The sequence below is a fragment of the Leptothoe spongobia TAU-MAC 1115 genome, from assembly GCF_018739885.1.
Classification (GTDB): Bacteria; Cyanobacteriota; Cyanobacteriia; order Phormidesmidales; family Phormidesmidaceae; genus Leptothoe; species Leptothoe spongobia.
The window spans coordinates 53960-79864 of the sequence record NZ_JADOES010000017.1 but is presented as its reverse complement, the minus strand read 5'-3'; the positions used below and the strand labels follow the sequence as shown (position 1 = coordinate 79864).

The following is a 25905-nucleotide window of genomic DNA, read 5'->3' as shown; positions in this document are numbered from 1 at the left end:
CACCTATACCCAGTTTAAATCGAGACTGAGATCTGGTCCTAGAACTCAGATTAGAAGCAGATTAGAAACCATAGTCCCATCGAGCCCGATATCCCCGGGCATCAATATGGGTAAATACTGATGCGCTAGCTATACCACCTCGATCTCCCCACCAGGGCTCTAGCCTCCGATTAACTTCTGGAGGAGAAATGCCCTGTACCACAAAATCTACAGCATCCCCAGATAGATGTCTTGAACGACTAGCCCCACCCGCTTTGCGATTGGAGGCAGGATCACGGTACCAAGAATTTACGCTAATGGGACGTCCACCCAGATATTCTCTAACCTCTTCCATGGCTTCAGCAATTTGAAGAATGCCATTGACCACGTTCTCATCAACAGGAATGCGACTACCGTTTTTAGTGGCTTCAGCCCAGCTAAAGTGGCCATTTTCCAAAATAGGTTCCCCCAGATATACCTGACCCAGTTTGGGAACCGTAATCGGACGCCCCCGATCTTTCTCTGCAATTTTTGTTTCTGGCTCAGCGGGGGGATCCTTAGGTTTGTTATTAGGCTCAGTCCCTTCTAACTGAATATGCTGAGCAAAGACATACCAGTCCACGCGATCATCCTGTCCCATCAGCACCCCGTCAGGAATGCGCACTTTTACATGGTTAGCTTTATCGGGATCATCCCGAAGCAGTTCCAAACGGGTCCCGGCGGATACCCGAATCTTGTCCGCCTCTGATAGTTTGAAGCTCTGATCGGGTCTAAGCTTAAAGAGGGTGTCCGTCAGCACCAGCAGCTCAGTCGAGGTTTTTGCACTGCCCATATCGATCAGCTCCTGCAGCTGCAGATAGCGCACGATGGCGGCGGCACCAATACGAGATGTTTTTTGCTTTAGCACATTGGTGCCACCCCAAACCCAGGTTGATTCTTTCCCAGCCCCCGACTGAAAGCCATTCCACAGATCAAACCCCCATAAAAATGCGCCCATGGTGCGGGTCTTGGCCTGGTGGTACCTTTTGGCAATCAAGATATCGGTCACCTGGCGCTCAAACTGCTCTGGCTCCCGAAAGTTCCATTCGCTGTAGTGCAAAATCCCGACAAACCACCAGGGCACACCGATCACTTTTTCGACGGATTCGTAGTGCGATCGCAATTGCACCATACGCCCCACAATCCCCCTAACCGTAGGCTCTATCTCTGGCTGCAGAGCACAGTTATCAAACGCTGCCTTGTACACTGCCTCAAGTTTCTCTAGAGTTAAATCCATGGAAGTTTGTGTATGAAACAATCTGTCAAAAAATAAACAAAATTAAATTAATCCCTATTCGTACTAAGCAATTTCACTAGTTCTTTCTACCCATTCAATGAGTATTTCTTTACAAAGCTCTTCAAATCATTACGTCTGATGCCCCGTAACAAACTAGAGTTATAGCGTCAAAAAGCTTCTTTACTTCGACTTTTCATAGCTTTTGCGGATACAGCAAAACCAAGTAACATTTATAAAAACTTTATCCCTACTCAAACAATCGAATTTATACTGTAGCGATGGTATTCCCAACTAGATAATCAAGTTAAATTGTTCGTAAGTTAATTTTTATAAATCAGAAAGTCAGATATTTAAGCTAAAGCGTGTACCTTTGAGTTGCGCTCTATCCTGGTTAATTCCTTAGTTATTTATGTATTACTCCTAGCTGTTTAACTGACGTTATTCAACTATGTGGATAAACTCAGAGGGATAGTCCATCCCTATCTATATCCACGTAGTGTGAGTCTTTAATTTATATTGTCTCACTCACTCACATCCTTGGATTAGCACTGTCTGTTTGGATACCGCCCCATTGAAATTGTTTTTGCCCCGCATCTAAATCAAAACAAAATGGCCAAAAAAAATGCTTACAGCCAATACCTCAAAGAGACCTTAGGAGGACTGATCGACAAGCTTGAGGTTACAGCTCTGCATAAAGAGTTTCTCAAAAATCGTTGGTTAGACCAGGTAATGTGGCTAGAAGGACGTGCCACGAAAGAACGTAACCATCATTTCAGGCTGCGCATGGTAACCATTATTGGTGGCGTGCTTGTTCCAGCCATGGTGGGTTTCAAAAGTGATAGCGAGAACATTAATGTAACCGTTGGCTGGATAGCCCTTGGTGTCAGTCAAGCCGTGGCAATCTCGGCTGCTGTAGAAGAGTTCTTTGGCCATGGTGATAAGTATCGGAACTATCGTAGTACAGCAGAAACTATGAAAATCGAGGGCTGGCAATTTATGCAGTTGGCTGGTCCCTATCGCAAATTCAAAGTCCATGAAGATGCTTATAAAACCTTTGCCCAGAGGGTAGAGGCATATATCCAAAAAGACGTGGAAGGATTTGTTGCGCGTTTAGATGAGAAACAAGAAGACGATAAGCGCGATGCAGACGAGGCTACTCACAATTCAGAAAAAGCACTGATGCGCCTCAATCAAGAACTGGAAGAACGGGCTCAGCGTCTAGAATTGGATCGAGCGCGCCTTGCTGAACAGGCTAGCCAGCAACAGTCCATAGAAGACAGCGGTTATTCAGGGTCTTTGCTAGACATACAAATGCCCTCTGATATACCGGCAGAAAGCTTTGAGGAAAGCCCTGACGATGCTGCTATCGCCCAAGAGACATCAACCGGAATCCAGTCCCTAATGTCCTCCTCCCCAAGAGAGACAACGGGGCAACGCACCTCTCGTCCTTCATCTAATAAAACCATTAAATCCAGCAGTTCCCTACCGCCACTAGGTCAACATGCTCTGGAATGGGAGGAAAACGTTAATTTCCAGGCTCTAAAAACAATTTTGACTGAGCAAAACAGTGCTGTAGAAAGTGAGTCTCAGACTAACGGGGGAGCGACTGGAACTGCCATCACAAATCAACTAACTACCCCTGACCAGGTATCTCAGATTTTGGAATGCTCCCTGGAAGATTGCAAAACCTATCTACCAGGCATTCTAAATGCCATGAAAAAATACGATATTTATGACGGTTCAGTGCTAATCGGTTTATTAGCTACCATTCGCATCGAGACGGGCGGATTTAAACCTGTCCATGAATGGGGGGGAGAGAGCTACTGGAAACGCTATGAGGAACGAGCAGACTTAGGCAACGTGCGCCCCGGTGATGGGGTGAAGTATCACGGTCGTGGCTACATTCAGCTGACAGGTCGAGCTAACTATAGTACCTACGGGAAAAAGCTAGGGGTAGATCTGGAGGGTAATCCCGATCTTGCCATGGACCCAGAAGTGTCAGCCCAAGTTCTAGCTTGCTACTTTAAAGAACGCGGTGTGGCGACAGCTGCCCAGTCCGGTGACTGGCGAAAGGTCCGTAAGTTAGTCAATGGTGGGTATCATGGCTGGGATGTTTTCTCTAAATATGTTGAACGTGCCCAGGCACAATTGGGATAGACCACTAGAAGTTGCTCTCTGGGTTTTACTTCACCAAGAACTAAACGTTTAGTGGGACAGGGTTAAGATTTGGTCCCACTCAAAAAACAGTAATTATGTAATACTCACTAGAACTAAAGGTTTCTGTAATCTTGCGGGTAACTATTGCGCATATCCTCAGAAACCGACCATATATTTTGTAAACTTGCACAGGTTTGACAGGAAACTTGCACGACTTTAACAGGATGGGGGTATTTTGGGGATGTAAGTGAGTTAACAGATATAGGTCAGTTGGCCGCTTTTGTTAAGAGATATATGAAATGCCTAAGACTTTAGCCAGTGAACTCGTTAAACACAGGTTTTCCAATGGGCAACTTGCCAAGATTCTTAGGGTGGCCGATGGCACGGACTACGAAAAAGCTCTATCAACTGTAGGATTATATAGACCTACGTCAACATTGCTAGTCATTGGTGGCGCTAGTCATATGACTCAAGAGAGTCAGGCAAAGCTAATACAGTTTTTCAACGGTCCCTTAGCAACACTGTCAGAGAAGTTAGATATTACCGTATTAGATGGTGGCACTGATGCCGGGGTTACCCACATGATGGGGCACGCACGCCATTATATAAGCGGCCAATTTAACTTAGTTGGTGTGGCCCCCTTGAGAAGGATAATTTTTCCGGGTAAACATCAACCAAAGCTATTAGACAATATTGATCCCCAATTAACAGAAGAATACGATAAAGACTGTCCCCCGGTAGAACTCGAACCCCATCACACTCACTTTTTCCTAGTGTCTGGTTATAAGTGGGGAAGTGAGTCACGCTGGCTAGCAGAATTTTCTTCAGTATTGGCTGGATACAACCCATCCATGACTCTACTTATTAATGGTGGTCAGGTATCGCTGATGGATCTGAAGCTTAACTTAGAGTTAGGCAGAAAGGTTATTATCGTTGCTGGCAGTGGCCGCTTAGCAGATACGGTAGCCAACACAATCAGCGGGGTAAACCCTGATAATGAGACTATCCAGCATCTAGTTAAAACTTACTATCCCAGTCAGCTATCTGTCTTTGATCTCTTAGCGACTTCATTAGATGATCTAAGAGATCAATTAAGTATGTATTTCAATTGCTAATAAATAGCTGTAACCCTGAGGGGATTTTTATCGCTAGCCTAGGTATATTAGGGATCAGGAGGCTCAAAGCAAACGACCAAAATCAATTCTTAAGAATTGAAATCAGTACCTGACAAGGTATGCTAGAGTTCTATGGCAATACGTTACCATAATCGGTGACGCATAGTTTTCGGTACGATACGCTCACAGTTCAACTCGACCAGTTCAATTTCGACTTCGACTTGATTCTAGAGGGATCTCCCGTATAACTCGTTGCATATCAAACTTAGGAGATTCTCTATGTCCATTTATGTTGGAAATCTGTCCTACGATGCTACTCGTGATGACATTGATGCTGTCTTCGCCGAGTATGGAACAGTCCAGCGTGTCCATCTACCCACTGATCGGGAAACCGGTCGTCCTCGTGGCTTCGCCTTCGTAGAAATGTCTTCAGAAGACGAAGAAACTGCTGCCATTGAGGCCCTAGATGGTGCAGAGTGGATGGGCAGGGATTTACGAGTTAACAAGGCTCGTCCCCGTGAGCAACGCGGCGGCGGCGGCGGCGGCGGTCGCTTCTAAACCAGCCTAATTTTTGGGTGACGTGTTTGCAACTTCACCCTGTTCTATAATGGGGCGCTCAGGCTGCCCCATTTTTGTCGTTAAAGGAGAATACTATGGCCCAGGTTATCCTTGGGGATGATGAAGGTATTGAATCAGCACTACGAAGATTTAAGCGTAAGGTTGTTCAGGCGGGCATTTTTTCAGATATGAAAAAGCATCGCTACTTTGAGACACCTGCTGAAAAGCTCAAGCGTAAGGCCATTGCTAAGCATCGCCAGAAGCGTTGGAGTCGTAACCGCAGCAATCGCAATAACAACAGAGATTAGAGTTAGAGTTTCAGCAATCATTCATCATGATTCATAGGTGGCTTTCTTGAACTTGAGCAGGCCACCTTACTATGTAGTTTTTTGATTCCTAAATCGGATTACAATCTTTTTTAGCCCTAGAGAAAATGTCTCTTTTGATTAGACTATTTTCCCTGGGGCTATTTGATATCAAGCTAAATGCAAGTTAAACGAGATAATCTTGCAGGGCTTTAACAGCCAGAGTTTTCTGTTGTAAAGAACGGATGGCCTCAATGGCCGCCCGCGCCCCTGATAGGGTGGTAATCGTCGGAATTCGGTAATCAAGGGCCGTTCGTCGAATCATCCGATCATCTTCTTGGGCAGTTGCCCCCGTAGGGGTGTTGATAATTAACTGAATATCATTATTTTTGATGGCATCAAGCACATGGGGACGGCCTTCATGGACCTTGTAAACCAGACTGACCTCTAAACCATGTGTTTGGAGGACATGGCGCGTTCCAGCCGTAGCAATCAGTTGAAAGCCCAGGGCTGAGAGTTCCTTAGCGATGGGGACCACGGCTTCTTTTTCGCGATCATTCATAGAAATAAACGTGGTGCCTCTCAAGGGTAGCTCTTGACTAGCGGCCAGCTCAGCCTTGGCAAAGGAACGACCAAAGTCAACGTCAATCCCCATCACTTCTCCCGTGGAACGCATTTCTGGCCCCAATAGGGTATCGGTGCCTGGAAACTTACTAAAGGGGAGTACGGCTTCTTTGACTGATATATGGGTCGGGATCACCTCTTTGGTAACCCCTACATCCGCTAAAGTTTGCCCAGACATGATCAAGACAGCCGTCTTTGCCAAAGGAATACCGGTTGCTTTGGAAACAAAGGGGACTGTCCGAGAAGCACGGGGGTTGGCCTCTAAGATATAAACATCGTCATCTTTGACTGCAAACTGAATATTCATCAGGCCCACAACCTGCAACGCCTTGGCTAGCTTGACCGTCCAGTCACGAATGATATCAAGGGCTTGAACGCTAAGGGTAATGGTGGGTAGTGAGCAGGCAGAGTCGCCAGAGTGAATGCCCGCTTGCTCAATGTGTTCCATGATGCCACCAATCACCACATGACCAGAGAGATCGCAAATCGCATCCACATCAACCTCAATGGCATTCTCCAAAAATCGATCGATCAAAATCGGATGGTCAGGCTCTACCTGCACCGCCGTAGTCATATAGCGCTCTAAATCCTGATCAGAATAGACCACCTCCATGGCTCGCCCACCTAGTACATAGCTAGGGCGTACTACCACCGGATAGTTGATTTTTTGAGCCACCTCTAGCGCTTCTTGATAGCTACGGGCAATACCGTTAGGAGGTTGGGTAATATCGAGATCCCAGAGAATTTTTTCAAATCGCTCGCGGTCTTCAGCGGTGTCAATGGAGTCGGGAGAGGTACCCCAAATCTTGGTTTGAATGGGATTCCCATTAACCTCCGGCTCCGTAGCTAGATAGGCCTGCAGTGGCACCGCCAACTTTAACGGTGTCTGACCACCAAACTGAATAATCACTCCTTCTGGGTTCTCAGCCTCAATGATATTGAGCACATCTTCTTTGGTCAGGGGCTCAAAGTAGAGACGGTCGCTGGTGTCATAGTCCGTAGACACTGTCTCTGGATTAGAGTTGACCATAATGGTCTCAAAGTCATTGGCCTGCAATGCATAGGATGCATGGCAACAGCAGTAGTCAAACTCAATTCCTTGGCCAATGCGATTAGGGCCACCGCCCAAAATCATCACCTTACGCCGGTTTGATGGTTTGACTTCGGTCTCGGTTTCGTAAGTGGAATAGTAGTAAGGCGTATAGGCTTCAAACTCTGCAGCACAAGTATCAACCGTCTTATAGACAGGGATGATCCCCAAGGACTTACGCTGGACTCGCACCTGATCTTCGTCGGTGCTAGTGGCATAGGCAATTTGACGATCGCTAAAGCCCTGTTGCTTCACCGCCATCATTTGCTCAGGGGTAATGGCCTCCAAGGAGGTGCGCTTTAGCCATTTTTCAGTCACCAGTAGATCTTGGAGCTTATCGATAAACCAGGGATCTATACCGGTGAGTTCGTAAATATCTTGGGCACTCAGTCCCAGTTGTAGAGCATGGCGCAGGGCAAAGATTCGGTCTGGGTTGGGGGAGCGCAGACTGGAACGAACCTTGGCAATGGTGGGTAGCTTTTCTCTGCGATCGCATCCCCAACCCGACCGCCCTGTCTCCAAAGACCGTAAAGCTTTCTGAAACGACTCTTGAAACGTCCGACCAATGGCCATTGCCTCTCCCACTGACTTCATCTGGGTAGTCAATAGGGGAGCACTACCGGGAAACTTTTCAAACGCAAACCGAGGAATCTTAGTGACTACGTAGTCAATGGTAGGTTCAAAACTAGCAGGAGTTTTTTGGGTAATATCGTTAGAAATTTCACTCAGGGTATAGCCTACGGCTAACTTGGCCGCAAACTTAGCGATGGGAAATCCAGTGGCCTTAGAGGCAAGGGCCGAACTACGAGATACCCGAGGATTCATCTCAATCACAATCACCTCGCCAGTATCTGGGTTCACTGAAAACTGGATATTTGAGCCCCCAGTTTCCACCCCGATCTCACGAATAATCTTGATGGAAGCATCCCGCAAACGCTGATATTCCTTATCGGTCAGGGTTTGGGCTGGCGCTACCGTAATCGAATCCCCGGTGTGAATACCCATGGGATCAAGATTTTCAATCGAGCAGATGATCACCACGTTGTCAGCAAGATCCCGCATGACCTCTAGCTCATATTCTTTCCAACCCAGCAGTGATTTCTCAATCAGGATTTGCGAGACCGGACTCGCATCTAAGCCTGATTTAGCAATAGTTTCAAACTCTTCTTGGTTGTAAGCAATCCCGCCGCCAGTCCCTCCCAGGGTAAACGCAGGACGAATAATCAAGGGATAGGTACCGATGTCATGGGCAATGTCACTGGCCTCCTCCATGGTCTCCGCCAATCCCGACGGACATACCCCCACCCCGATGCGCTCCATCGCCTCCTTAAAGAGACGACGATCTTCTGCCATTTCGATCGCATCTAGCTTGGCCCCAATTAGTTCCACATTATGCTGAGCCAGAACTCCACTTTTAGCCAAATTAACCGCTAGATTGAGGGCAGTCTGTCCCCCCATGGTGGGCAATAGCGCATCAGGTTTTTCCTGCTCAATCACGCGAGCCACTATTTCAGTTGTCAAAGGCTCAATATAGGTACGATCCGCTGTTTCGGGATCGGTCATGATGGTAGCCGGATTGGAATTGATTAGAACCACCTCATAGCCTTCCTCCCGCAGAGCTTTGCAAGCTTGCGTGCCCGAGTAGTCAAACTCACAAGCCTGACCGATGACAATCGGACCGGAACCAATTAACAAAATCTTGCTGAGGTCATTGCGGCGAGGCATAAGCGAACGTTGGGAAAATCGAAGGACAAGTCTGGGATTCCTGAGCGCAGGGCCAGATCAACAAATCCAAATTATTGTAGGGCTTTCTTTCACTTCCAAGGCGGAGATTTTTCAGGAGTTTGCAACCACCCTCAGGGGTAAGCCCTATTTTCAATCGGCAATTTGTCTTAGGTAACAAGCGCATAACTCATGACCAAGGCATAGCCGCTGCTAATTTAGAAGATGGGTCGATCGATTAAAAATGCCCTATAGCACCATCTTCCAGAGAGAAATCACACCAAGGATCAGCAATGCCTGGGAATATATTGGTTCAATATCATGGCTGGGATTCATATTAGTTTTGACTTAAAAAATTGGTATCTAATTTTCTGCCCTACGCTCAATAAAAATGCCCTTATAAATATGGAGGATTGCTGACACCAATGCCAGCAATCCTCCATTCCCTAAAAGCACAGCTGATAGGATTTACTCCCACCTACCATGCTCTCAATGAAGCAGATTAGCGATTAACCTTCACCGCCTTCACCGCCTTCACCGCCTTCATCGCCTTCACCAGTAACGGCATCTTTGGTTTCTTCTACAGCATCCTCAACGGTTTCTTTAACATCACCAGCAGCATCACCAGCGGCATCGACTGCTTTACCAGCGGCATCGCCAGCAGCGTCTACGGCATCACCAGCAGCATCGCCAGCAGCGTCTACAGCATCACCAGCAGCATCGACTGCTTTACCAGCGGCATCACCAGCGGCATCACCAGCGGCATCGACTGTTTCACCAGCAGCATCAACTGCATCACCAGCGGCATCAGTCGCATCTTTAACAGCATCGGTACCACCACCACAGGCTGCTACTGCAGTAGCTACACCCAAGCTCAAAAATAGTTGAATTGCACGAGTCTTCATTTTGATTATCTCCGTTTTGCTTATCCCACTTAAGGGGGTGATTAAAACCACCAAATGATCATTTTGCCTACAAACCAACCATTTCCTTTCTTTGATAAAAAAAACTGTGGTGATTTACAGAATTGAATAAGCCAGTCAGGGAATGAATTTCAGTCATACGGACATTTTTAGAGGCGATATTTTCAAAAATAGGGGTCTATTGCAGCAGATGGTTATGCATAGCTATATGATTACTTTAGGTACTATTGCTTTCTAGTCTCAATAACTGCCTTTCCCTAAACCATTTTGTTTGTTTTCCTTCAGCCCTTATGCCCACGGCTTCGCAGGTTTCGAATGTAACCACAACACCTCTACCCACGGTACTAGAGCTGCATAATGTTACTAAGCAGTATCAACAGCAAACAGTTCCCGCCATCAATCAAGTCAGTCTGCAATTGCGTCAAGGTGAACTGCTAGCCCTATTGGGACCCTCAGGTTGTGGTAAAACAACTTTGTTGAGAACCATTGCAGGGTTTGAAAATCCTGAAAAAGGTTGGATTGAACTAGCAAAACAGCCAGTATGTGGTCAGGGAACTACCTTGCCACCCGAGCGTCGAGATGTTGGCATCGTCTTTCAGGACTATGCGCTGTTTCCCCATTTGTGCGTTATTGACAACGTATCCTTTGGCCTTAAACATCTCGGTCGTCATCGCCGATTACCTAATGCACAGATCCAGACCCTAGCCCAAGAAGCCATTAGCCTGGTGGGTCTGGCTGGGTTTGAGCGTCGCTATCCCCATGAACTATCTGGAGGTCAACAGCAGCGGGTAGCGTTGGCACGAGCACTGGCCCCTCGCCCGTCATTGGTTTTACTGGACGAACCCTTTAGTAATTTGGATGTCCAGGTGCGTCTGTACCTACGTCAGGAAGTTCGTAGCATTCTAAAAGGCGTAGGAGCATCAGGAATTTTTGTCACCCATGATCAGCAGGAAGCCCTGGCTATTGCCGACCGAGTCGCTGTGATGCGAGCTGGACGGATCGAGCAACTGGCAAGCCCGGAAGAAATTTATGAGCAGCCTGCCTCTCAATTCATTGCAGATTTTGTCACCCAGGCAAATTTTCTAAAAGCCCAGCGCTCAGCAGGTGGATGGAAAACGGCCCTGGGACTGGTAGATACGGCTATGGTAAATCCGACGGATGCGACCCAAGGCATGTTGATGCTGCGCCAGGAAGAGCTGTATCTCAAAGCGGTGGAAACTGATGCAGAGATGGTATTAGTGATTTGCGATCGCGAATTTCTAGGCCGTGAATACAAATACACCCTCAACCATCCCAGTCTAGGGAAGTTAAAAGCCCGGACCCCCATTAGGTTTGCAACGGGTGATACCGTTCAGGTTAGTGTTAAGCCCAATCCCTATGGGTTAAGGGTGTTTGTTTAAATCGAATGCAGAGATGCAAGCAAGAGAGCAGGGGAAATAAGGGAAAATACGTCTTTATCCCTCAGTCCTTTAGTCCTTTATTAAAACTGACTATGCCTATCGAAGTAGTTGCGGCAAAAGGGGACCTCTTAACTTAGGTTTACCAATTAGCTGGGGAAAAAATCTATGGAGCAGCTGAATCACCGGAACACTAACCAAAAAACTGATCAGCGTTAGCGCCGTACAAAAGACTAGTACAGCCCAGCCATTATCAAATACCGACAGTCCAATTTTTTCAATCACTGGTTTTGCAAAGCCAGCAAAGAAAAAATTAAGCCCCAACAAAATCAATGTGTTTTGACCAACAAAGGTGAGCCCCTTGCCTGCAGGTATAAAAAGCGACAGGGTGATTATAAAAAGAGAACCGGTAATGGCTGTTATCGAAAAGAGGAAAAGATTGCCATAGCTGGCACCTGCCATCAGCACCAGACTCCTGTCTGCAGCAAACGGACCTTGATTTAGCCCAAACAGCGCCAAAGTTGAAATCAGAGTTAGTCCCAATGCTAAATATCTATAAAAAGAATTTTGCACTAATGTCATAAACTCTGACTGCTTGAGAATAAAACCAATCTGATAAAAACTAAACCCAACCAGGGCTTGGTTAAAGTACCAAAAATCAAACCCTCGAAGCGGTAGCCCCTGTAGAGTATTGGAGTTTAGCCCGATAAAATAGCCACCCAAAAGTGTTAAGGCGGCTAAGCCCCCTCTGCGCCATACATCAGCCTTAACGAAGGGGCGAGCAATGTAGTTTAGCAACTCTACCGTAAAGAGACAGAACAGAAACCAGGTAATAAAATTGCCAAACGGATATCCCGACAAAAAATCCAGCAAGACATTGGTCTCTTGGTAACGCTCATAAAAGCCAGAGCCTCCACCAGCTAAGAGAAATTGAATGCAGACAGCAACTAGGTTAAAAAATATTGCTGGCAGGATACGTGTTAAAAGTCTATGGGTCAGAAATGATGAGAATTTCTGTTTTCTATCCTTGTAAACAAACCCTGACAGGATAAAAAACAGGGGCATGTGAAATGCATAAATAAACTTGTACTGAGAAAACGCAGCTGTACCAACAACAAACCCCTGCAAGTCTGAGATTCTTTCTACAAAGTGGCCATAGTACACCAAAAACATCCCATAGGCCTTTGCCGCATCTAACCAGGCTAGTCTCGCCGTCATCGGGGGCTGGGCTGGGGAGGACTGGCCGACAACAGGGAAAGGAAATCGCATAACGTTTTAACTTTGTAGTGAAGACATTAAGTAGCGCAGGCATTAATGTCAGAGCTTTGACCGGAGTAGTGGACGATGCCGTAGTGGGATATCAGTACAACAGTTACGCAGAACCTTTCCAAAAGCGTAAAGTTCCAGTCTCACGGAATGAATGCCTTAAAGTTTGTATTCGCCTGTTCTATTCGCCTGTTCTATTGCCTGTTCTAATAATGCCCTTTCTGTACGTACTAATGACTAGTTTGGCTCTATGCCTGCGATGTCCGCAAATAATCTACAAGTGACTGTCGCATTACGTCCACGGGGGATGGCTGCTGCGTCCAGATTTCTAAAGCAGCTGCCCCCTGCTGGACCAGCATTTCTAAACCATCAAAGGTGCCCAGTCCAACGCTACAGGCCTGTCGCAAAAATCGAGTGGGGCTAGGCGTGTATATCAGATCGTATGCAATCGCGTGATCAGGAAGCAGATTAATCTGAGCATCCGTTAGGGGAGAAGCCTGGATCTTGGGAGCCATCCCCAATGGAGTTGAGTTAACCACCAAACTTACCTTGGGCAATAGGTCATCTAATTGCTCCCAGGTATGGATCGAAATTGGAGGTTTTAAGGGGGACATTTGCCAGCTTTGAGCAAACGCTGCCAACTTTTCAGCATTACGACCCACCACCATGATTTCTGGAAAGCCCAACTGATGACAGGCCGCAACAACAGCTCGGGCGGCACCGCCATTGCCCAGCACCATCGCTGGCGACTGACTCCAGTCTCGATCTAACACCTGTAACGGCGCAATAAAACCAGCAGCATCGGTATTAGTACCACACCAACCTCGATCGCTCCACCACACGGTGTTGACTGCGCCAATCGCCTGAGCCACATCAGAAATAGTTGCCAACAAAGGCATGATGGTCTGCTTGTGGGGAATGGTGATGTTAAATCCCTTTAAACCGACAGCGGCAAAGCCATCTATGGCAACGTTGAGTCGCTCAGGGGCAATGGGAAAAGGCAGATAAACGTAGTCTATACCCAGGGTTGAGATCGCAGCATTGTGCATAATCGGCGACATCGAGTGCTTGACCGGAGAGCCAATCACCCCCAATAGTTGGGTCGTTCCTTTAATAATCAACGGTTTGGTATCCACAGGATTATCCTGAATCGTTAAGGATGCGTAGCGTTCTCAATTACTTATAATGAAATCTGCGACCTGGCAAGAAACTTCATTTTCTCAAAGGTTTTCACCAGGATTTCATTGCCTCGATCAACCACCAGCTCTAACAATCATCGTGACTGCCACTCCGCTTTCTACTTCTGTCCCAGCCAACCTGACTGCCCCTGAGGTGCGCCCCGATAAGTTAGGTCGTTTTGGCCGCTTTGGTGGCAAGTATGTCCCCGAAACGCTAATGCCTGCATTGACGGAACTGGAGGAGGCCTTCTACACCTATCGCCATGAAGCTGGGTTTCAATCTGAGCTAAATGGACTGCTCAAGGACTATGTGGGTCGAGCAAATCCCCTATATTTCGCTGAGCGTCTGACTGAGTATTACGCCCGTCCCGATGGTAGCGGCCCAAAGATTTATCTCAAACGCGAAGACCTAAACCATACCGGTGCCCACAAAATCAACAACGCCCTGGGTCAGGTGCTGCTAGCCAAGCGTATGGGTAAAAAGCGGATTATTGCTGAAACCGGTGCCGGTCAGCACGGCGTTGCCACAGCTACGGTCTGCGCTCGATTTGGCATTGCCTGCGTGATCTACATGGGTGTCCATGACATGGAGCGTCAGGCCCTGAATGTATTTCGCATGCGACTGATGGGAGCCACGGTACAACCCGTTAGCGCTGGTACCGGCACCCTCAAAGACGCCACCTCAGAAGCCATTCGCGACTGGGTCACCAACGTGGAAGATACCCATTACATTTTGGGGTCGGTGGCCGGTCCCCATCCCTACCCCATGCTCGTGCGAGAGTTCCACGCCATTATCGGTCAAGAAACCCGCGCCCAGTGCCAGGAAAAGTGGGGTGGTCTGCCCAATATTTTGCTCGCCTGCGTCGGTGGGGGGTCTAACGCCATGGGGCTGTTCCACGAGTTTGTTAATGAGCCCTCAGTAAGGATGATCGGCATAGAAGCCTCCGGCGAAGGTGTCAGTACTGGCAAACACGCCGCCACGCTGACCGAAGGACGGGTAGGTGTGCTCCACGGAGCCATGAGCTTTTTACTCCAGGATAGTGATGGGCAGGTGGTTGAACCCCATTCTATTAGTGCAGGCCTCGATTATCCCGGTGTCGGTCCCGAGCACAGCTACTTCAAAGATATTGGTCGGGCAGAATACTACGGTGTCACCGACAAAGAAGCTCTAGACGCCTTTCAGCTCGTCTCTCAGCAGGAAGGCATTATTCCCGCATTGGAAACTGCCCATGCCTTTGCCTATCTAGAAAAGCTATGCCCGCAGCTAGAGGGCAATCCCACCATCGTCATCAACTGCTCCGGACGGGGCGATAAGGATGTACAGACAGTGGCAAAAATACTAAAGTTTGACACCTAATGGAAGGTTTAAGGTTTCCCACCATACCTCTGCGCCAATACTGATATAGCCAACTGATATAACCAAAGGACACCCTAAACTTGGAAAACTTTGAGGTTTGCGATCGCGACATTCCTAAATCCCTACTTGAGCGCTATCTAGCCTCAGATGCGATCGCAGTCGATACCGAAACCATGGGTCTCAATCCCCTGCGTGACCGTCTATGCTTGGTACAACTCTGCGACACCAAGGGTTACAGTTCTGCCGTCCGCATTGAGCGGGGCCAAAGTAGCGCCCCTAACCTACAACAGCTACTCGAAATCCCCAGCATCCTCAAAATTTTTCACTTTGCCCGGTTTGACCTAGCCACCCTAAGTCATCACCTGGACATTGATGTCACCCCCGTCTTCTGTACCAAAATTGCCAGTAAGCTAGCCCGCACCTACAGCCCTCGCCATGGCCTCAAGGAGCTAGTCAAAGAAATCGCAGGCATCGATCTAGATAAAACCGCCCAGAGCTCTGATTGGGGCAACGTCCATGACCTCAGCGATGAGCAACTGGCTTACGCCGCCAACGATGTTCGCTATCTGCATGAACTCTCTAAGCGCCTCACACTAATGCTGCAGCGAGAAGGACGTTGGTACCTAGCAGAGGAATGTTTCCAGTGTTTACCCACTTTTATCCACTTAGATCTGCTGCAGTATCAAAATATTTTTGAGCACTAGACGTTATAAAGTTTGAGCACCCTGTCAATAATAGTGTTTGACGACAAACATTTGCTACACGCTAGGTTTTTCAAAAAAACTGACTTGACCGCTAAGGGATAAGGATTTTATAAGATCCAAAAATTATGTCTGAAGAGGCGTCCCATGGAACGCCTGTACATCAAAAGATAGAACCTAATTGAATCCTCATTCCTAAGTACTGTGCTGCCCGTGTTTATCTTGTCATCGAACAATTGCTTAGACCCTAACGTCTAGAGAACATATACCGTATCTGTGGATAATACTGCGACTAACAAAATAGAGACAATACCGATAGCTGAAATTTGCGTAATATTCCGGAACGCCCAGTGATCCAGGAGTTAAATAATGAGGTATCTATTTTTCTAGTCTAAGGCCGCTTTATTGAGGCTCTCTTATATATAGAGTTTCCTTAAAGAAGTTTATCTACTAATGGTTTTTGTTATGTTCGTACGCCATTAATGGCATAAAAGGTGTTCATTAATCTTTTAACTATATGAAAGCTGTCATACTAGCTGGTGGTTTAGGGACTCGTCTCAGTGAAGAAACTGCCATTAAGCCAAAGCCTATGGTAGAGGTTGGTGGTAAGCCAATCCTTTGGCACATCATGAAAATCTACTCCCACCATGGCATCACCGATTTTGTTGTTTGCTGTGGCTATAAGGGATACGTCATCAAGGAGTATTTTGCCAATTACTTTCTCCACATGTCAGACGTCACCTTTGACATGCGCTTCAATCAAATGAATGTGCACGCTGGAAAAGCGGAACCCTGGCGCGTAACCCTAGTAGATACAGGGGATTCAACCATGACCGGTGGTCGTCTCAAGCGGGTAAGAGAGCATGTCGGCAACGAAGACTTTTGCTTTACCTACGGAGACGGTGTATCAAATGTCAACGTTACTGAGTTGATCGAGTTTCACAAACAGAACGGTACATTAGCAACATTGACGGCCGTTCAGCCTCCCGGACGATTTGGCGCAATTTCTCTAGAAAAAGACCAAACCAAAATCACCCAGTTCCAAGAAAAGCCTGAAGGTGACGGAGCCTGGATCAATGGTGGCTTTTTTGTTCTCAATCCCCAGGTCATTGACTACATTGACGATGATTCCATTTCTTGGGAAAAAGAACCGCTGCAAAAAATAGCTCATATGGAAGAGCTATCAGCCTACAAGCATGATGGTTTTTGGCAGCCCATGGATACCCTTCGAGATAAGCGGTATCTAGAGAAACTGTGGCAAGAAAATGAGGCTCCTTGGAAAGTGTGGTAAGGCTCACTCTGCCTAGATAGTTAGAAGAGTTTCCCATGCTCACTCTCTAGGCAGTTGTCCTACTTATTGAGCCATCGTTTGCCATTGCTGATTTGTAGGATAAATTGATCCAAACCTCATTTCCCATTGCCTTCAGTGCAAACAAACTATACCTATGAAATTTATAGAAACTGGCTTAGAGGGAGCATTCGTTTTAGAATTGGAACCCCGTTCTGACGATCGTGGCTTTTTTGCCCGTGCCTTCTGCCAGAGAGAATTTAAAGAGCATGGTTTAAACCCAACCATTGCCCAATGCAACTTGGCGTTTACAGAAAAAAAAGGCACCATCAGAGGCTTACATTACCAGACCCCTCCCGCCACAGAAGCTAAATTATTCCGATGTATTAGTGGCTGTAATTTCCATGTCATTGTTGACATGAGGCCTGATTCGCCCACATATCTAACCCATTTTGGAGTTAAATTATCTCCCCAAAATCGTCGAGCCCTCTATGTTCCTGAGCTCTTTGCCCATGGATACCAGACCCAAGAGGATAACTCTGAAGCACTGTATCAAGTCAGTGAATTTTATTCCCCTGGAAATGAAGCAGGGCTAAGATATGATGATCCCAAGCTAGCAATCGATTGGCCAAGTCCTATAAGTGTCGTATCAGACAAAGATACTGCATGGCCTTTACTTTAAGAGATTTCGATAGCACTGGCGACCCCAGGGGTAGGCAAAACACATCAAAATTTAGACAGTCAAATTACTGACAACAGTTAAATTATTGTATTGGGAGATATCTTTATGATTATTGTTGACGATGCCCTAAAAGCACGCCATGAAGCAGGTAATCCGGTCCGCGTGGGAATGATTGGCGCGGGGTTTATGGGTCGTGGGATTGCCAACCAAATTGCCAACTACATGCCAGGAATGGAATTAGTTGCCATTGCCAATCGTACGGCTAACAATGGGTTGGACGCCTATGGTGCAGCTGGCATTACAGATGCTAAAGAAGTCAGCTCCCTCACCGATTTAAATCAATCCATTGCCGATGGCAAGTATGCCGTCACGTCGGACCCATCTCTCCTCTGCCAGGCCGACAACATCGATGTGCTCATCGAGGCCACAGGCCATGTAGAATACGGAGCCCAAGTTACCATTGATGCCATCAAGCACAAAAAGCACATGGTGCTGATGAATGCAGAACTCGATGGCACAGTTGGCCCCATCCTTAAGGTAAAAGCCGATCAAGCTGGTGTGATTCTGACTGGCTGCGACGGTGACCAACCGGGTGTCCAGTTAAACCTCTATCGCTTTGTCAAAACTATTGGTTTACAGCCCCTACTGTGCGGCAATATCAAAGGCCTACAGGATCGGTATCGTAACCCCACAACCCAGGCCAGCTTTGCTAAAAAATGGGGACAAACACCCCACATGGTTACGAGTTTTGCTGATGGTACAAAAATCTCCTTTGAGCAAGCCATTGTTGCCAATGCAACAGGGATGAAAGTTGCTCAGCGAGGCATGTTGGGCTACGAAAGCAAAAAACATGTGGATGACATGGTCGATCTCTATGACATTGACCAAATGAAGGAACTAGGTGGCATTGTCGATTACGTTGTCGGCTCTCAACCTAGTCCTGGTGTGTTTGTCTATGCCGCCCGCAATGATGCTCATCAGGCCCACTACCTAAACTATGGAAAGTTGGGAGAAGGCCCGCTTTATAGCTTCTATGTTCCCTACCATCTGACCGTATTTGAAGTGCCCCTATCCGCAGCTCGGGTAGCCCTATTTAACGATGTGGTAATTGCCCCCATTGGCCCCCAGGTCGTTGATGTTGTAGCTGTTGCCAAGATTGATCTAAAGGCTGGAGAAACCTTAGACGGTCTGGGCTACTACATGACCTACGGCATGTGTGAGAACTGTGACATCGTGCAAGCTGAAAACCTCTTACCTATGGGTTTGGCTGAAGGTTGCAAGCTAAAGAATGATGTGCCCAAGGATCGAGCCCTCACCTATGACGATGTAGAATTACCTGGTGATCGTCTTGCCCACAAGCTCCGGGCAGAACAAGATGCTTATTTTGCACCAAAGAGAACTCTTGCAGGTGTGAAATAAGCACATGATCATCTTAGGAAAAAGTTAGAAGGAGGGTTAACAGCCTTTATCTCTCGTCTAACTGTTGTCAGGGTACATCTTTCTCCCCCATTGCCCGATCGGACAATGGCTTAAATATGGTTTTCCTGATCAGATTGGAATCCCAAACTTTCCCTAAACTCTAGAGCTTAAAATTTATGAAAACGGCCCAAGACGTTATTCAAATTGATCTCGATTATATTTGTGGCAACCTACAAGAAGAATTTTCCTGTATTGCTGGCAAGAGACTTTTAATTATTGGTGGTGCAGGTTTCCTCGGCTATTACCTAGTCCAGTCGATTTTGCACTGGAATACCAAGGTATCCGCTGATAAAATCATTGACCTCACAGTCTACGACAACTATATTCGTGGCATTCCTGACTGGTTGACTGCTCTGGAAGGCAACCCTAATCTCACGCTACAAAAGCATGACATCACCCATCCCTTGCCTGACAACATGGGTGATTTTCAGTACATTATTCACGCCGCATCCATTGCATCCCCAATCTTTTACAGGAAGTATCCCATTGAAACAATGGATGCGAATGTCAATGGCTTACGCAGCTTGTTAGAATACTGCCGTTCTCAAAAAGAGAAGGGCACTCCCGTAGAAGGTTTCTTATTCTATTCCACTAGTGAGATTTATGGTGATCCAACTCCTGAAAATATTCCAACTCCTGAAACCTATCGCGGCAACGTCTCCTGTACCGGTCCCCGTGCCTGCTACGACGAATCAAAACGATATGGCGAAACCCTGTGCGTCAACTTTGCCGAACAGTATGACCTGCCCATCAAGATTGCCAGACCATTCAATAACTATGGTCCAGGACTAAAGATTACCGATCGTCGAGTCCTGCCAGACTTTGTCCGTGATGTCTTAGCTGGCAGAGACATTGTTATGCTGTCCGATGGCTCCCCCACTCGCACCTTCTGTTACATCGCAGACGCGATTGTGGGCTACTACAAAATTCTGACCAATGGCCAGTCTGGAGAATCTTACAACATTGGCATTGAAAAGCCAGAAATCTCCATGGCAAACCTGGCTGATCGCGTTGTTGAAGGTGCCAAAGAACTATTTGGCTACCAGGGCAAGGTCGTCAAGCAAGTCAGCGAAGATAAGGACTACCTGGTGGACAACCCTAATCGACGCTGTCCCATCATCGAAAAGGCACGGACTCAGATCGGTTATAACCCCTCAATTTCTGTTGAAGATGGGTTACGTCGAGCGTTGGTTTGGTACAAAGATAATTCTCAGGCGGAGGATGCATAAATGAAAGTTTCTATTGTTGGAACCGGCTATGTTGGCCTGGTCTCTGGCGTATGTTTGGCAGAGAAAGGGCATCAAGTGACCTGTGTTGATATTGACCAGGCTAAGGTTGATCAGATCAACCAGGGAATCCCCCCCATTTACGAAGATGGGCTGGAAGAGTTGCTAAAAAAGAATATTAAAACCAATCTTCAGGCAACCACTGATTTGCGTCAGGCGGTAATGGATTCTCAGGTGTCTCTGATTGCGGTAGGTACGCCCTTTGATGGCCAGGAGATCGATCTCCGATTCATCAAAACCGTAGCGCGACAAATTGGCGAGGTACTCAAAGATAAGGATGACTACCATGTTGTCGTGGTCAAAAGTACCGTTGTCCCAGGGACTTCTGATGAGGTTGTCCTACCCATCGTCGAGGAAGCGTCTGGCAAAAAAGCTGGTGAGGCCTTTGGCATCGGCATGAACCCTGAATTCCTGAAGGAAGGGGAAGCCATCGTTGACTTTATGAATCCTGACCGAATTGTGCTCGGTGGCATTGATCAGAAAACGCTGGCCGTGATGGAAGAACTGTATGCCGTCTTCCCTGAGGTGGATCAGCTCACCACTAACTGCAAAACGGCAGAGATGATCAAGTACACGGCTAATTCTTTGTTAGCTACGATGATTTCCTTTTCCAATGAAATCGGTAATCTATGTGCGGCAACTGGCAGCATAGATGTGGTCGAAGTCATGAAGGGCGTTCACCTTGACAAACGTCTAACACCCATTTTGGAAACAGGTGAGCGCATTATCCCCAGTTTCACCACCTATCTAGGTGCAGGCTGTGGTTTTGGTGGTAGCTGTTTTCCCAAGGATGTCAAAGCCCTAAAAGCATTTGGAGAGCAGCGGTTATCCCCCATGCCTTTGTTGGGGGCTGTTTTAAAGGTCAATGCCGATCAGCCTTACAAAATGCTCACATTACTTCAAAAGTATGTGGCTGATTTAGCCAATGTTCGCATTGCTATTCTAGGGTTGGCCTTCAAGCCTGGCACCGATGACATGCGGGAATCACCTGCTATTCCAGTGATCAACGAACTACTGGCCAAGGGAGCTGTGGTACAAGCTTATGATCCCATTGCTCAACATGAGGCTGAAAAGATCTTTGATGCTGGAAAAGTTGCGTATGCCGACTCCCTAGAGACTGCAATCAAAGATGCTCAGGCGATCTTGATCATGACCCGGTGGTCTGAGTTTAATGCTCTCCCAGATCTGCTTAAAGCCCTGAACAACGCCCCTGTTGTCATTGATGGCAGACGGATGCTGGATAAACAGGAATTGGCTAAATACGATGGCATAGGTCTTTAAGGCCAGCCCTGTAAAGGTCAAATGAATACTTTTAATAATTCTGAAAAGCCTTTCTATTTAAGAAATTTAGCTTTTCAGAGCTAGAAAAGTATTATCTACAAATCAAAACTTCCTGATAGCAATAGCTGATTTGTTTAGGATATTTTTCCTGAAATAGTCTTAAACTGCCTGAATTCTCCTGAATTTAGTACATCTAAACTAGCGGGCTAGATGGCAAAGTTTGGTCCTAATCCATGAGCAATAATGGTTTTGTCCAAATATAAAGCTCATTGCTAGTACACCTTGAAAGGGCTGGTCTTTAAGGCCTAGACTCTGATAAGTCGTCCCTATCTAAGGACGACTTATCAGAGTTCATGATATGACTAACTTGCGATCGCACCACCATATCCTTCATCACCGAAAACACGTCGCTTAGCAAGAATACTCTTCACATGCTTCTTGACGGTATTCTCAGTGATAAACAAAGTATTAGAAATAGCCTCATAGGATAAATTCCGTAGGCGTAACTCCCATACATCCACCTCACGCGGTGTGAGGCCATAGCGCTTACCATCAGCCATAGCTCGTCGTCGATGAGCCTGTTGACGATCTTCTAAAATTAGCATCAGACAGTCTTCCTGCTGCACCTTCAGGTTCAACGGCTGAATCCGTACACGAATCGGCTGATGTTGAGCATCAGTAATATCCATTTCCAGGCCCAGGTGAGTTTCAATCCCACTGGCAATATTCTTAAAAACCGGATGGCATAGGGTCCAAAGCACCTTGGGAATCTGGGATAAGCCACATCCAGATTCATCCAATGGGGCTAGGGAATGACAAACCTGAGTAGCCATAGTATTGGCCTGTAGTACACGACCACTGGCAGCAACAATCAAAAGACCATCTACCAAGCTGTCAAGGGCTGTTTGTAAAAGAGAGCTAATAACAGACTCATTCTCAAAGGGCTGTAAATTAAAGGAGCTATTCATGATGGGCATCCTGAACTCAATTAACCAGAACTCAGGGAATAAGAGGGGGATACCTCAGGCCGTTAGTGATCTATATTCAGGAACGGCATCCTAGGTTCTAGGTACTTATCAGGACTCCCATCATGAATTCTGCATTCGTTCTGAAATTACTCAACAAAACTACAACAATTCACCAACGGGGCATCAGTGATATCCTCCAAACCAATGGACTCCAAAAGTTCACGCCAAGCGGGTTGAGTTACATCATTATCAGGACTGGAAAATTGATGGTCAGCTAACACAGACAGCGTATCCACTAAAAATTGTCCACGAGACTGCTCCAGACTATTGTCCGGTTGATAGTTGATCCAACCGTCCACGGAAATAGGTGGTCCAGACTCACAATATACGGTCAGATACCAGTGATAATCTGTTGCGGGAGACAAGGACAGATCTAGCTCAGCTAACGAAACACGTATAATACTAGGCCTTGTCGGCATTTCACCGGTTGTATCTAGCTGCGTCCGCCTGAGAGTATCTCCAGAGGTATCTTTGAGCGTAAACGCTACACGACTACTTGCCACCAGACTGTAGGGCAGATAAAACCAGACATCGGGCATCGCTCTATTTGTAAAACTAAAAACGACTTCTGTAGCCTCGTCGGTAACGTCCTCAACCCAGGTACTTGTATCGGGCATTAGCGCCGTTAAGGATGGCACATTTGCCGGTAAATCACACACACCACCGCGACTCCCTCCACCTCGGCGTGTCCCCTCACGCGGATGCCCCACGTTGCTAGGGCGACCGGCCAGTTGAATTATGTCAGCAGAGGGTATCTGGGCCTGACTTGGCGAACTAATGCCCCAGCCCATGGTGATGGATAGAGAAAGGTATGTGGAAACGTAGATGCACTTCATTATTTTTAATTCCTATACTTAATCCCTGTATCGACTAACAGTAATGGCTGTCCCTGACATTAGAATGGCAGCAGGTACATAGGGCACCCAGAGTGCCGGTAACGCCAGCAGACTCCAACACACCAATAGCAGACCAATTTCTGCCGTCAGCAGCACTAGGCCAAGACGTCCTGTCGATAGCCGCCAACCCATGGCACCGCCAGCTATGCCCCAAAGGGTAATCCAGCAAATTTCGATCCATTCATTCCAGGTGCTAATCAAAGGACGACCGTCCTCAACCGCACTCACCAATTGGCTAACCATATGAGCCTGAATAAAAACCCCTGGAGTCATGTCTTCCAGACGTTCGCTGTTGGTGTAAGGGGTTTTCCAAAAATCACGCTCCTCAATGTCCCCCCCGCCAAAGGATAGGGATGTGGTCCCTAAGAGAACGATGCGATCGCGCAATTCTATGCCCTCAAAGTCATCACTTAACACCTCAGATAAATCATAGGTATCAGCAATCTTTTCCAGATTGGGTAAATGGCGATAGCGTACTAGCTGTTGATACCCGTCAGCACTCGCCAATTTATACCCGCCTGAACGTCGATTGAGGGGAGGAATTCTCACCTGTCGCAGTTGAAACTGATCATGGGTATCTTGCCAAAACACATCGTCTAGATTGTCACTTGCCCCCATTAGACTCAAGTATTGGCCCGCAATGAGGGTGGCAAAACTATAATCAGCTGGACAAGGGGACTCTGGGGGACGATCGATTGTGATTAATAACCGCCGGGTAGTACTATCTGTATCTTCGAGAAAGTCACTAAACCCCAACTTGTTGCCAAATCTCACCTGAGGTGGTGGCGCAACACCTCCCATTTCTGCAGCATCCGAGGGATGCTTACATAAAGAGACTACATTCGGCATGCTTTCTAATCGTTCTTTGAGCTCGGGCAAGGCAGGATCAAGCCCATGTTCATGATAGATGTCAATGCCAATCACTCTAGGTTGAAACAATTCGAGCTTTTTCAAAACAGCCAGTAGCGTGTCATCTGTAATGGAAAACTCTGAGTTCCGATCCAGACCTTGCTGTTTGATGTCGTCTTCAGTATTTTTAATCACGACAAGACGGGCATCAGGAGTTTCAAACCAGGGCCACCAACGCAAAAAACGATCATAGGCCGCCAGCTCAAGAGATTGAAATCCCCCGAGAAATCGTAAGCTTAGGGTCACCGCTGTCATGGCCACCCCCAATCCCACAGCTGCTATCCAGGGACGATGTACCGAGTCTATAGCCTCCCCCATCTGCTGGGTGCCCAGCAACCCTTGCCAGGTGGGAGGCTGCTGGGCCAAGTTTTGACACAGGATAGGCAACCAAGTGGCACAGGGAAACTCACCCTCTACCCCCTGTAATCGCTCACGGGCCTCCCGCACAGATAGATACAAAGGGGTATTGCGTGAAAAACTCTCCAGAAAACCCTTAAGAAACTGATGGGCCACTCGGTCCGGAATAGGCTCTCGCATCACCAAGATTTGTGGAATATGTAAATCGGCTAAATCCTCAGCTAAGCCCAGACCATCGCAGGAATTGAAAAGAGCAATCGCCAGACCTTGCTGCACAGCCTTAGTCAAGGCATACTTCAGCTCAGAAATGGTCAAACTCTCTTGGGAATTTAAGCTAATTTTTCCGACGTTGCCACCACTGTGACCGGCAAAAAACAAAATATCCCAGCCTTGCTGATCCCATAAATAGTGATTAAGCGTCGCTCGATCTGGGCCAATCAAAAGAGATAAATCCACTCCAGGGAGATTTTGCAACAAGGTTCGATCCGTTTCCAGATCCAATCCAGTAGCATCTCCTAAAATTGCTAAAATCCTGACCGTTTGACTCAACGTCTGGGGAGCGTTTACCTGCTGATAAAAAGGGGCACTAAGGGCCAGTTCAGCCTGAGGATAACGCTGAAAAAAGTCCCACTGATGCCAGGGCAGGCGTCGCAATATTGGATCTTCGGTTTGGAGTACCACCCGAATAATGTCTGTGGGACTCAGCTGCTCAAGCAGCTTATTGGAAATAGGTTGAAAGATGGGATGGCTAAGCCAGGTATTGATGCGATCGCAGAGCCTCTCAGCACTGTCATGACAGTCCCCCACCCAAGATACATTGGTCACCATATCCGGTTGAGCTTCTAGGCGACTGGGTAGCCGCAGCTGACGGTAGGCCATCTGCCACTGCTGATACAGGCCTGGCAAATCTGAAACTGGAGGTAACAAACCAGGCAGCTCTAAGGTCGGTCGCTCTCCCTCTAAACCAATCTGCAAAGTCACCGAAAATCCTTGCTGAAAGCTTCCTGGTCCCAGTTTGAGCACCACAAGCTTGCCCAAATTTCTTTGCATA

20 protein-coding genes are annotated in these 25905 nt (G+C 47.2%); 12 read left to right on the top strand and 8 right to left on the bottom strand.

Features of this window, described 5'->3' with window-relative positions; all coding sequences use genetic code 11:
• Positions 1-61 precede the first annotated feature (61 nt).
• Entirely contained in the window at positions 62-1255 is a 1194-nt protein-coding gene (locus IXB50_RS10675) for a D-Ala-D-Ala carboxypeptidase family metallohydrolase (RefSeq protein ID WP_215608951.1), read from the bottom strand.
• Positions 1256-1864: 609 nt separating this feature from the next.
• Between IXB50_RS10675 and IXB50_RS10670 the strand changes: the two genes are divergently transcribed.
• The 4 genes from IXB50_RS10670 (at position 1865) to rpsU (ending at position 5393) form a co-directional block, all read left to right on the top strand.
• Positions 1865-3412 (top strand): DUF4231 domain-containing protein, encoded by a 1548-nt coding sequence (locus tag IXB50_RS10670; RefSeq protein ID WP_215608950.1) that lies wholly within the window; start codon positions 1865-1867, stop codon positions 3410-3412.
• Positions 3413-3711: 299 nt separating this feature from the next.
• Complete coding sequence (locus IXB50_RS10665) at positions 3712-4527, top strand: hypothetical protein (protein WP_215608949.1); 816 nt, start codon at positions 3712-3714, stop codon at positions 4525-4527.
• A gap of 279 nt (positions 4528-4806) precedes the next feature.
• On the top strand, positions 4807-5085 hold the full coding sequence (locus IXB50_RS10660; protein ID WP_215608948.1) for an RNA recognition motif domain-containing protein: 279 nt from the start codon (positions 4807-4809) through the stop codon (positions 5083-5085).
• Positions 5086-5180: 95 nt separating this feature from the next.
• A complete protein-coding gene (gene rpsU / locus IXB50_RS10655; RefSeq protein ID WP_006515070.1) occupies positions 5181-5393 on the top strand; it encodes a 30S ribosomal protein S21 in 213 nt (70 codons plus the stop codon).
• A gap of 184 nt (positions 5394-5577) precedes the next feature.
• Here rpsU and carB read toward each other — a convergent pair whose 3' ends face one another.
• On the bottom strand, positions 5578-8829 hold the full coding sequence (carB, locus tag IXB50_RS10650; RefSeq protein WP_215608947.1) for a carbamoyl-phosphate synthase large subunit: 3252 nt from the start codon (positions 8827-8829) through the stop codon (positions 5578-5580).
• Positions 8830-9335: 506 nt separating this feature from the next.
• On the bottom strand, positions 9336-9731 hold the full coding sequence (locus IXB50_RS10645) for a hypothetical protein (protein WP_215608946.1): 396 nt from the start codon (positions 9729-9731) through the stop codon (positions 9336-9338).
• Positions 9732-10039: 308 nt separating this feature from the next.
• On the opposite strand from IXB50_RS10645, the gene IXB50_RS10640 reads away from it, so the two are divergent.
• A complete protein-coding gene (locus tag IXB50_RS10640; protein WP_215608945.1) occupies positions 10040-11149 on the top strand; it encodes an ABC transporter ATP-binding protein in 1110 nt (369 codons plus the stop codon).
• A 96-nt stretch (positions 11150-11245) separates the two neighbouring features.
• Here the strand turns inward: IXB50_RS10640 and IXB50_RS10635 are convergent, their stop codons facing one another.
• Together IXB50_RS10635 and IXB50_RS10630 are read right to left on the bottom strand one after the other, a co-directional pair.
• Positions 11246-12415, bottom strand: a complete 1170-nt coding sequence (locus IXB50_RS10635) for an acyltransferase family protein (protein WP_215608944.1) — start codon at positions 12413-12415, stop codon at positions 11246-11248.
• Between the two features lie 245 nt (positions 12416-12660).
• Positions 12661-13548 (bottom strand): shikimate dehydrogenase, encoded by an 888-nt coding sequence (locus IXB50_RS10630; protein WP_326520770.1) that lies wholly within the window; start codon positions 13546-13548, stop codon positions 12661-12663.
• Positions 13549-13690: 142 nt separating this feature from the next.
• Between IXB50_RS10630 and trpB the strand changes: the two genes are divergently transcribed.
• The 7 genes from trpB (at position 13691) to IXB50_RS10595 (ending at position 21664) form a co-directional block, all read left to right on the top strand.
• Entirely contained in the window at positions 13691-14947 is a 1257-nt protein-coding gene (gene trpB, locus IXB50_RS10625; protein ID WP_215608943.1) for a tryptophan synthase subunit beta, read from the top strand.
• 80 nt (positions 14948-15027) lie between these two features.
• On the top strand, positions 15028-15651 hold the full coding sequence (locus IXB50_RS10620; RefSeq protein ID WP_215608942.1) for a ribonuclease H-like domain-containing protein: 624 nt from the start codon (positions 15028-15030) through the stop codon (positions 15649-15651).
• A gap of 514 nt (positions 15652-16165) precedes the next feature.
• Entirely contained in the window at positions 16166-16939 is a 774-nt protein-coding gene (gene rfbF / locus IXB50_RS10615) for a glucose-1-phosphate cytidylyltransferase (protein WP_215608941.1), read from the top strand.
• 154 nt (positions 16940-17093) lie between these two features.
• Positions 17094-17618, top strand: coding sequence for a dTDP-4-dehydrorhamnose 3,5-epimerase (gene rfbC, locus IXB50_RS10610; RefSeq protein ID WP_215608940.1), 525 nt, complete (start codon positions 17094-17096; stop codon positions 17616-17618).
• A 105-nt stretch (positions 17619-17723) separates the two neighbouring features.
• Positions 17724-19037 carry an NAD(P)H-dependent oxidoreductase gene (locus IXB50_RS10605; RefSeq protein WP_215608939.1) on the top strand — a complete coding sequence of 438 codons (1314 nt, stop codon included), beginning with the start codon at positions 17724-17726 and terminating at the stop codon, positions 19035-19037.
• A 176-nt stretch (positions 19038-19213) separates the two neighbouring features.
• Positions 19214-20326, top strand: a complete 1113-nt coding sequence (locus IXB50_RS10600; protein ID WP_215608938.1) for an NAD-dependent epimerase/dehydratase family protein — start codon at positions 19214-19216, stop codon at positions 20324-20326.
• Positions 20327-21664: a UDP-glucose dehydrogenase family protein gene (locus tag IXB50_RS10595; protein ID WP_215608937.1), complete on the top strand. Its 1338-nt coding sequence runs from the start codon at positions 20327-20329 to the stop codon at positions 21662-21664.
• 362 nt (positions 21665-22026) lie between these two features.
• Here IXB50_RS10595 and IXB50_RS10590 read toward each other — a convergent pair whose 3' ends face one another.
• The 3 genes from IXB50_RS10590 to IXB50_RS10580 form a co-directional block, all read right to left on the bottom strand.
• Positions 22027-22632: a helix-turn-helix domain-containing protein gene (locus IXB50_RS10590; RefSeq protein WP_215608936.1), complete on the bottom strand. Its 606-nt coding sequence runs from the start codon at positions 22630-22632 to the stop codon at positions 22027-22029.
• A gap of 146 nt (positions 22633-22778) precedes the next feature.
• On the bottom strand, positions 22779-23528 hold the full coding sequence (locus IXB50_RS10585; RefSeq protein ID WP_215608935.1) for a DUF928 domain-containing protein: 750 nt from the start codon (positions 23526-23528) through the stop codon (positions 22779-22781).
• Between the two features lie 18 nt (positions 23529-23546).
• Positions 23547-25904, bottom strand: a complete 2358-nt coding sequence (locus IXB50_RS10580; protein ID WP_215608934.1) for a CHASE2 domain-containing protein — start codon at positions 25902-25904, stop codon at positions 23547-23549.
• Between the last annotated feature and the right edge of the window lies 1 nt (position 25905).

Excerpts from the sequence above, each read along its gene's own strand:
- IXB50_RS10675 (WP_215608951.1), bottom strand. The coding sequence starts at position 1,255 with ATGGATTTAACTCTAGAGAAACTTGAGGCAGTGTACAAGGCAGCGTTT.
- IXB50_RS10670 (WP_215608950.1), top strand. The coding sequence starts at position 1,865 with ATGGCCAAAAAAAATGCTTACAGCCAATACCTCAAAGAGACCTTAGGA.
- IXB50_RS10665 (WP_215608949.1), top strand. The coding sequence starts at position 3,712 with ATGCCTAAGACTTTAGCCAGTGAACTCGTTAAACACAGGTTTTCCAAT.
- IXB50_RS10660 (WP_215608948.1), top strand. The coding sequence starts at position 4,807 with ATGTCCATTTATGTTGGAAATCTGTCCTACGATGCTACTCGTGATGAC.
- rpsU (WP_006515070.1), top strand. The coding sequence starts at position 5,181 with ATGGCCCAGGTTATCCTTGGGGATGATGAAGGTATTGAATCAGCACTA.
- carB (WP_215608947.1), bottom strand. The coding sequence starts at position 8,829 with ATGCCTCGCCGCAATGACCTCAGCAAGATTTTGTTAATTGGTTCCGGT.
- IXB50_RS10645 (WP_215608946.1), bottom strand. The coding sequence starts at position 9,731 with ATGAAGACTCGTGCAATTCAACTATTTTTGAGCTTGGGTGTAGCTACT.
- IXB50_RS10640 (WP_215608945.1), top strand. The coding sequence starts at position 10,040 with ATGCCCACGGCTTCGCAGGTTTCGAATGTAACCACAACACCTCTACCC.
- IXB50_RS10635 (WP_215608944.1), bottom strand. The coding sequence starts at position 12,415 with ATGCGATTTCCTTTCCCTGTTGTCGGCCAGTCCTCCCCAGCCCAGCCC.
- rfbF (WP_215608941.1), top strand. The coding sequence starts at position 16,166 with ATGAAAGCTGTCATACTAGCTGGTGGTTTAGGGACTCGTCTCAGTGAA.
- rfbC (WP_215608940.1), top strand. The coding sequence starts at position 17,094 with ATGAAATTTATAGAAACTGGCTTAGAGGGAGCATTCGTTTTAGAATTG.
- IXB50_RS10605 (WP_215608939.1), top strand. The coding sequence starts at position 17,724 with ATGATTATTGTTGACGATGCCCTAAAAGCACGCCATGAAGCAGGTAAT.
- IXB50_RS10600 (WP_215608938.1), top strand. The coding sequence starts at position 19,214 with ATGAAAACGGCCCAAGACGTTATTCAAATTGATCTCGATTATATTTGT.
- IXB50_RS10595 (WP_215608937.1), top strand. The coding sequence starts at position 20,327 with ATGAAAGTTTCTATTGTTGGAACCGGCTATGTTGGCCTGGTCTCTGGC.
- IXB50_RS10590 (WP_215608936.1), bottom strand. The coding sequence starts at position 22,632 with ATGAATAGCTCCTTTAATTTACAGCCCTTTGAGAATGAGTCTGTTATT.
- IXB50_RS10585 (WP_215608935.1), bottom strand. The coding sequence starts at position 23,528 with ATGAAGTGCATCTACGTTTCCACATACCTTTCTCTATCCATCACCATG.
- IXB50_RS10580 (WP_215608934.1), bottom strand. The coding sequence starts at position 25,904 with ATGCAAAGAAATTTGGGCAAGCTTGTGGTGCTCAAACTGGGACCAGGA.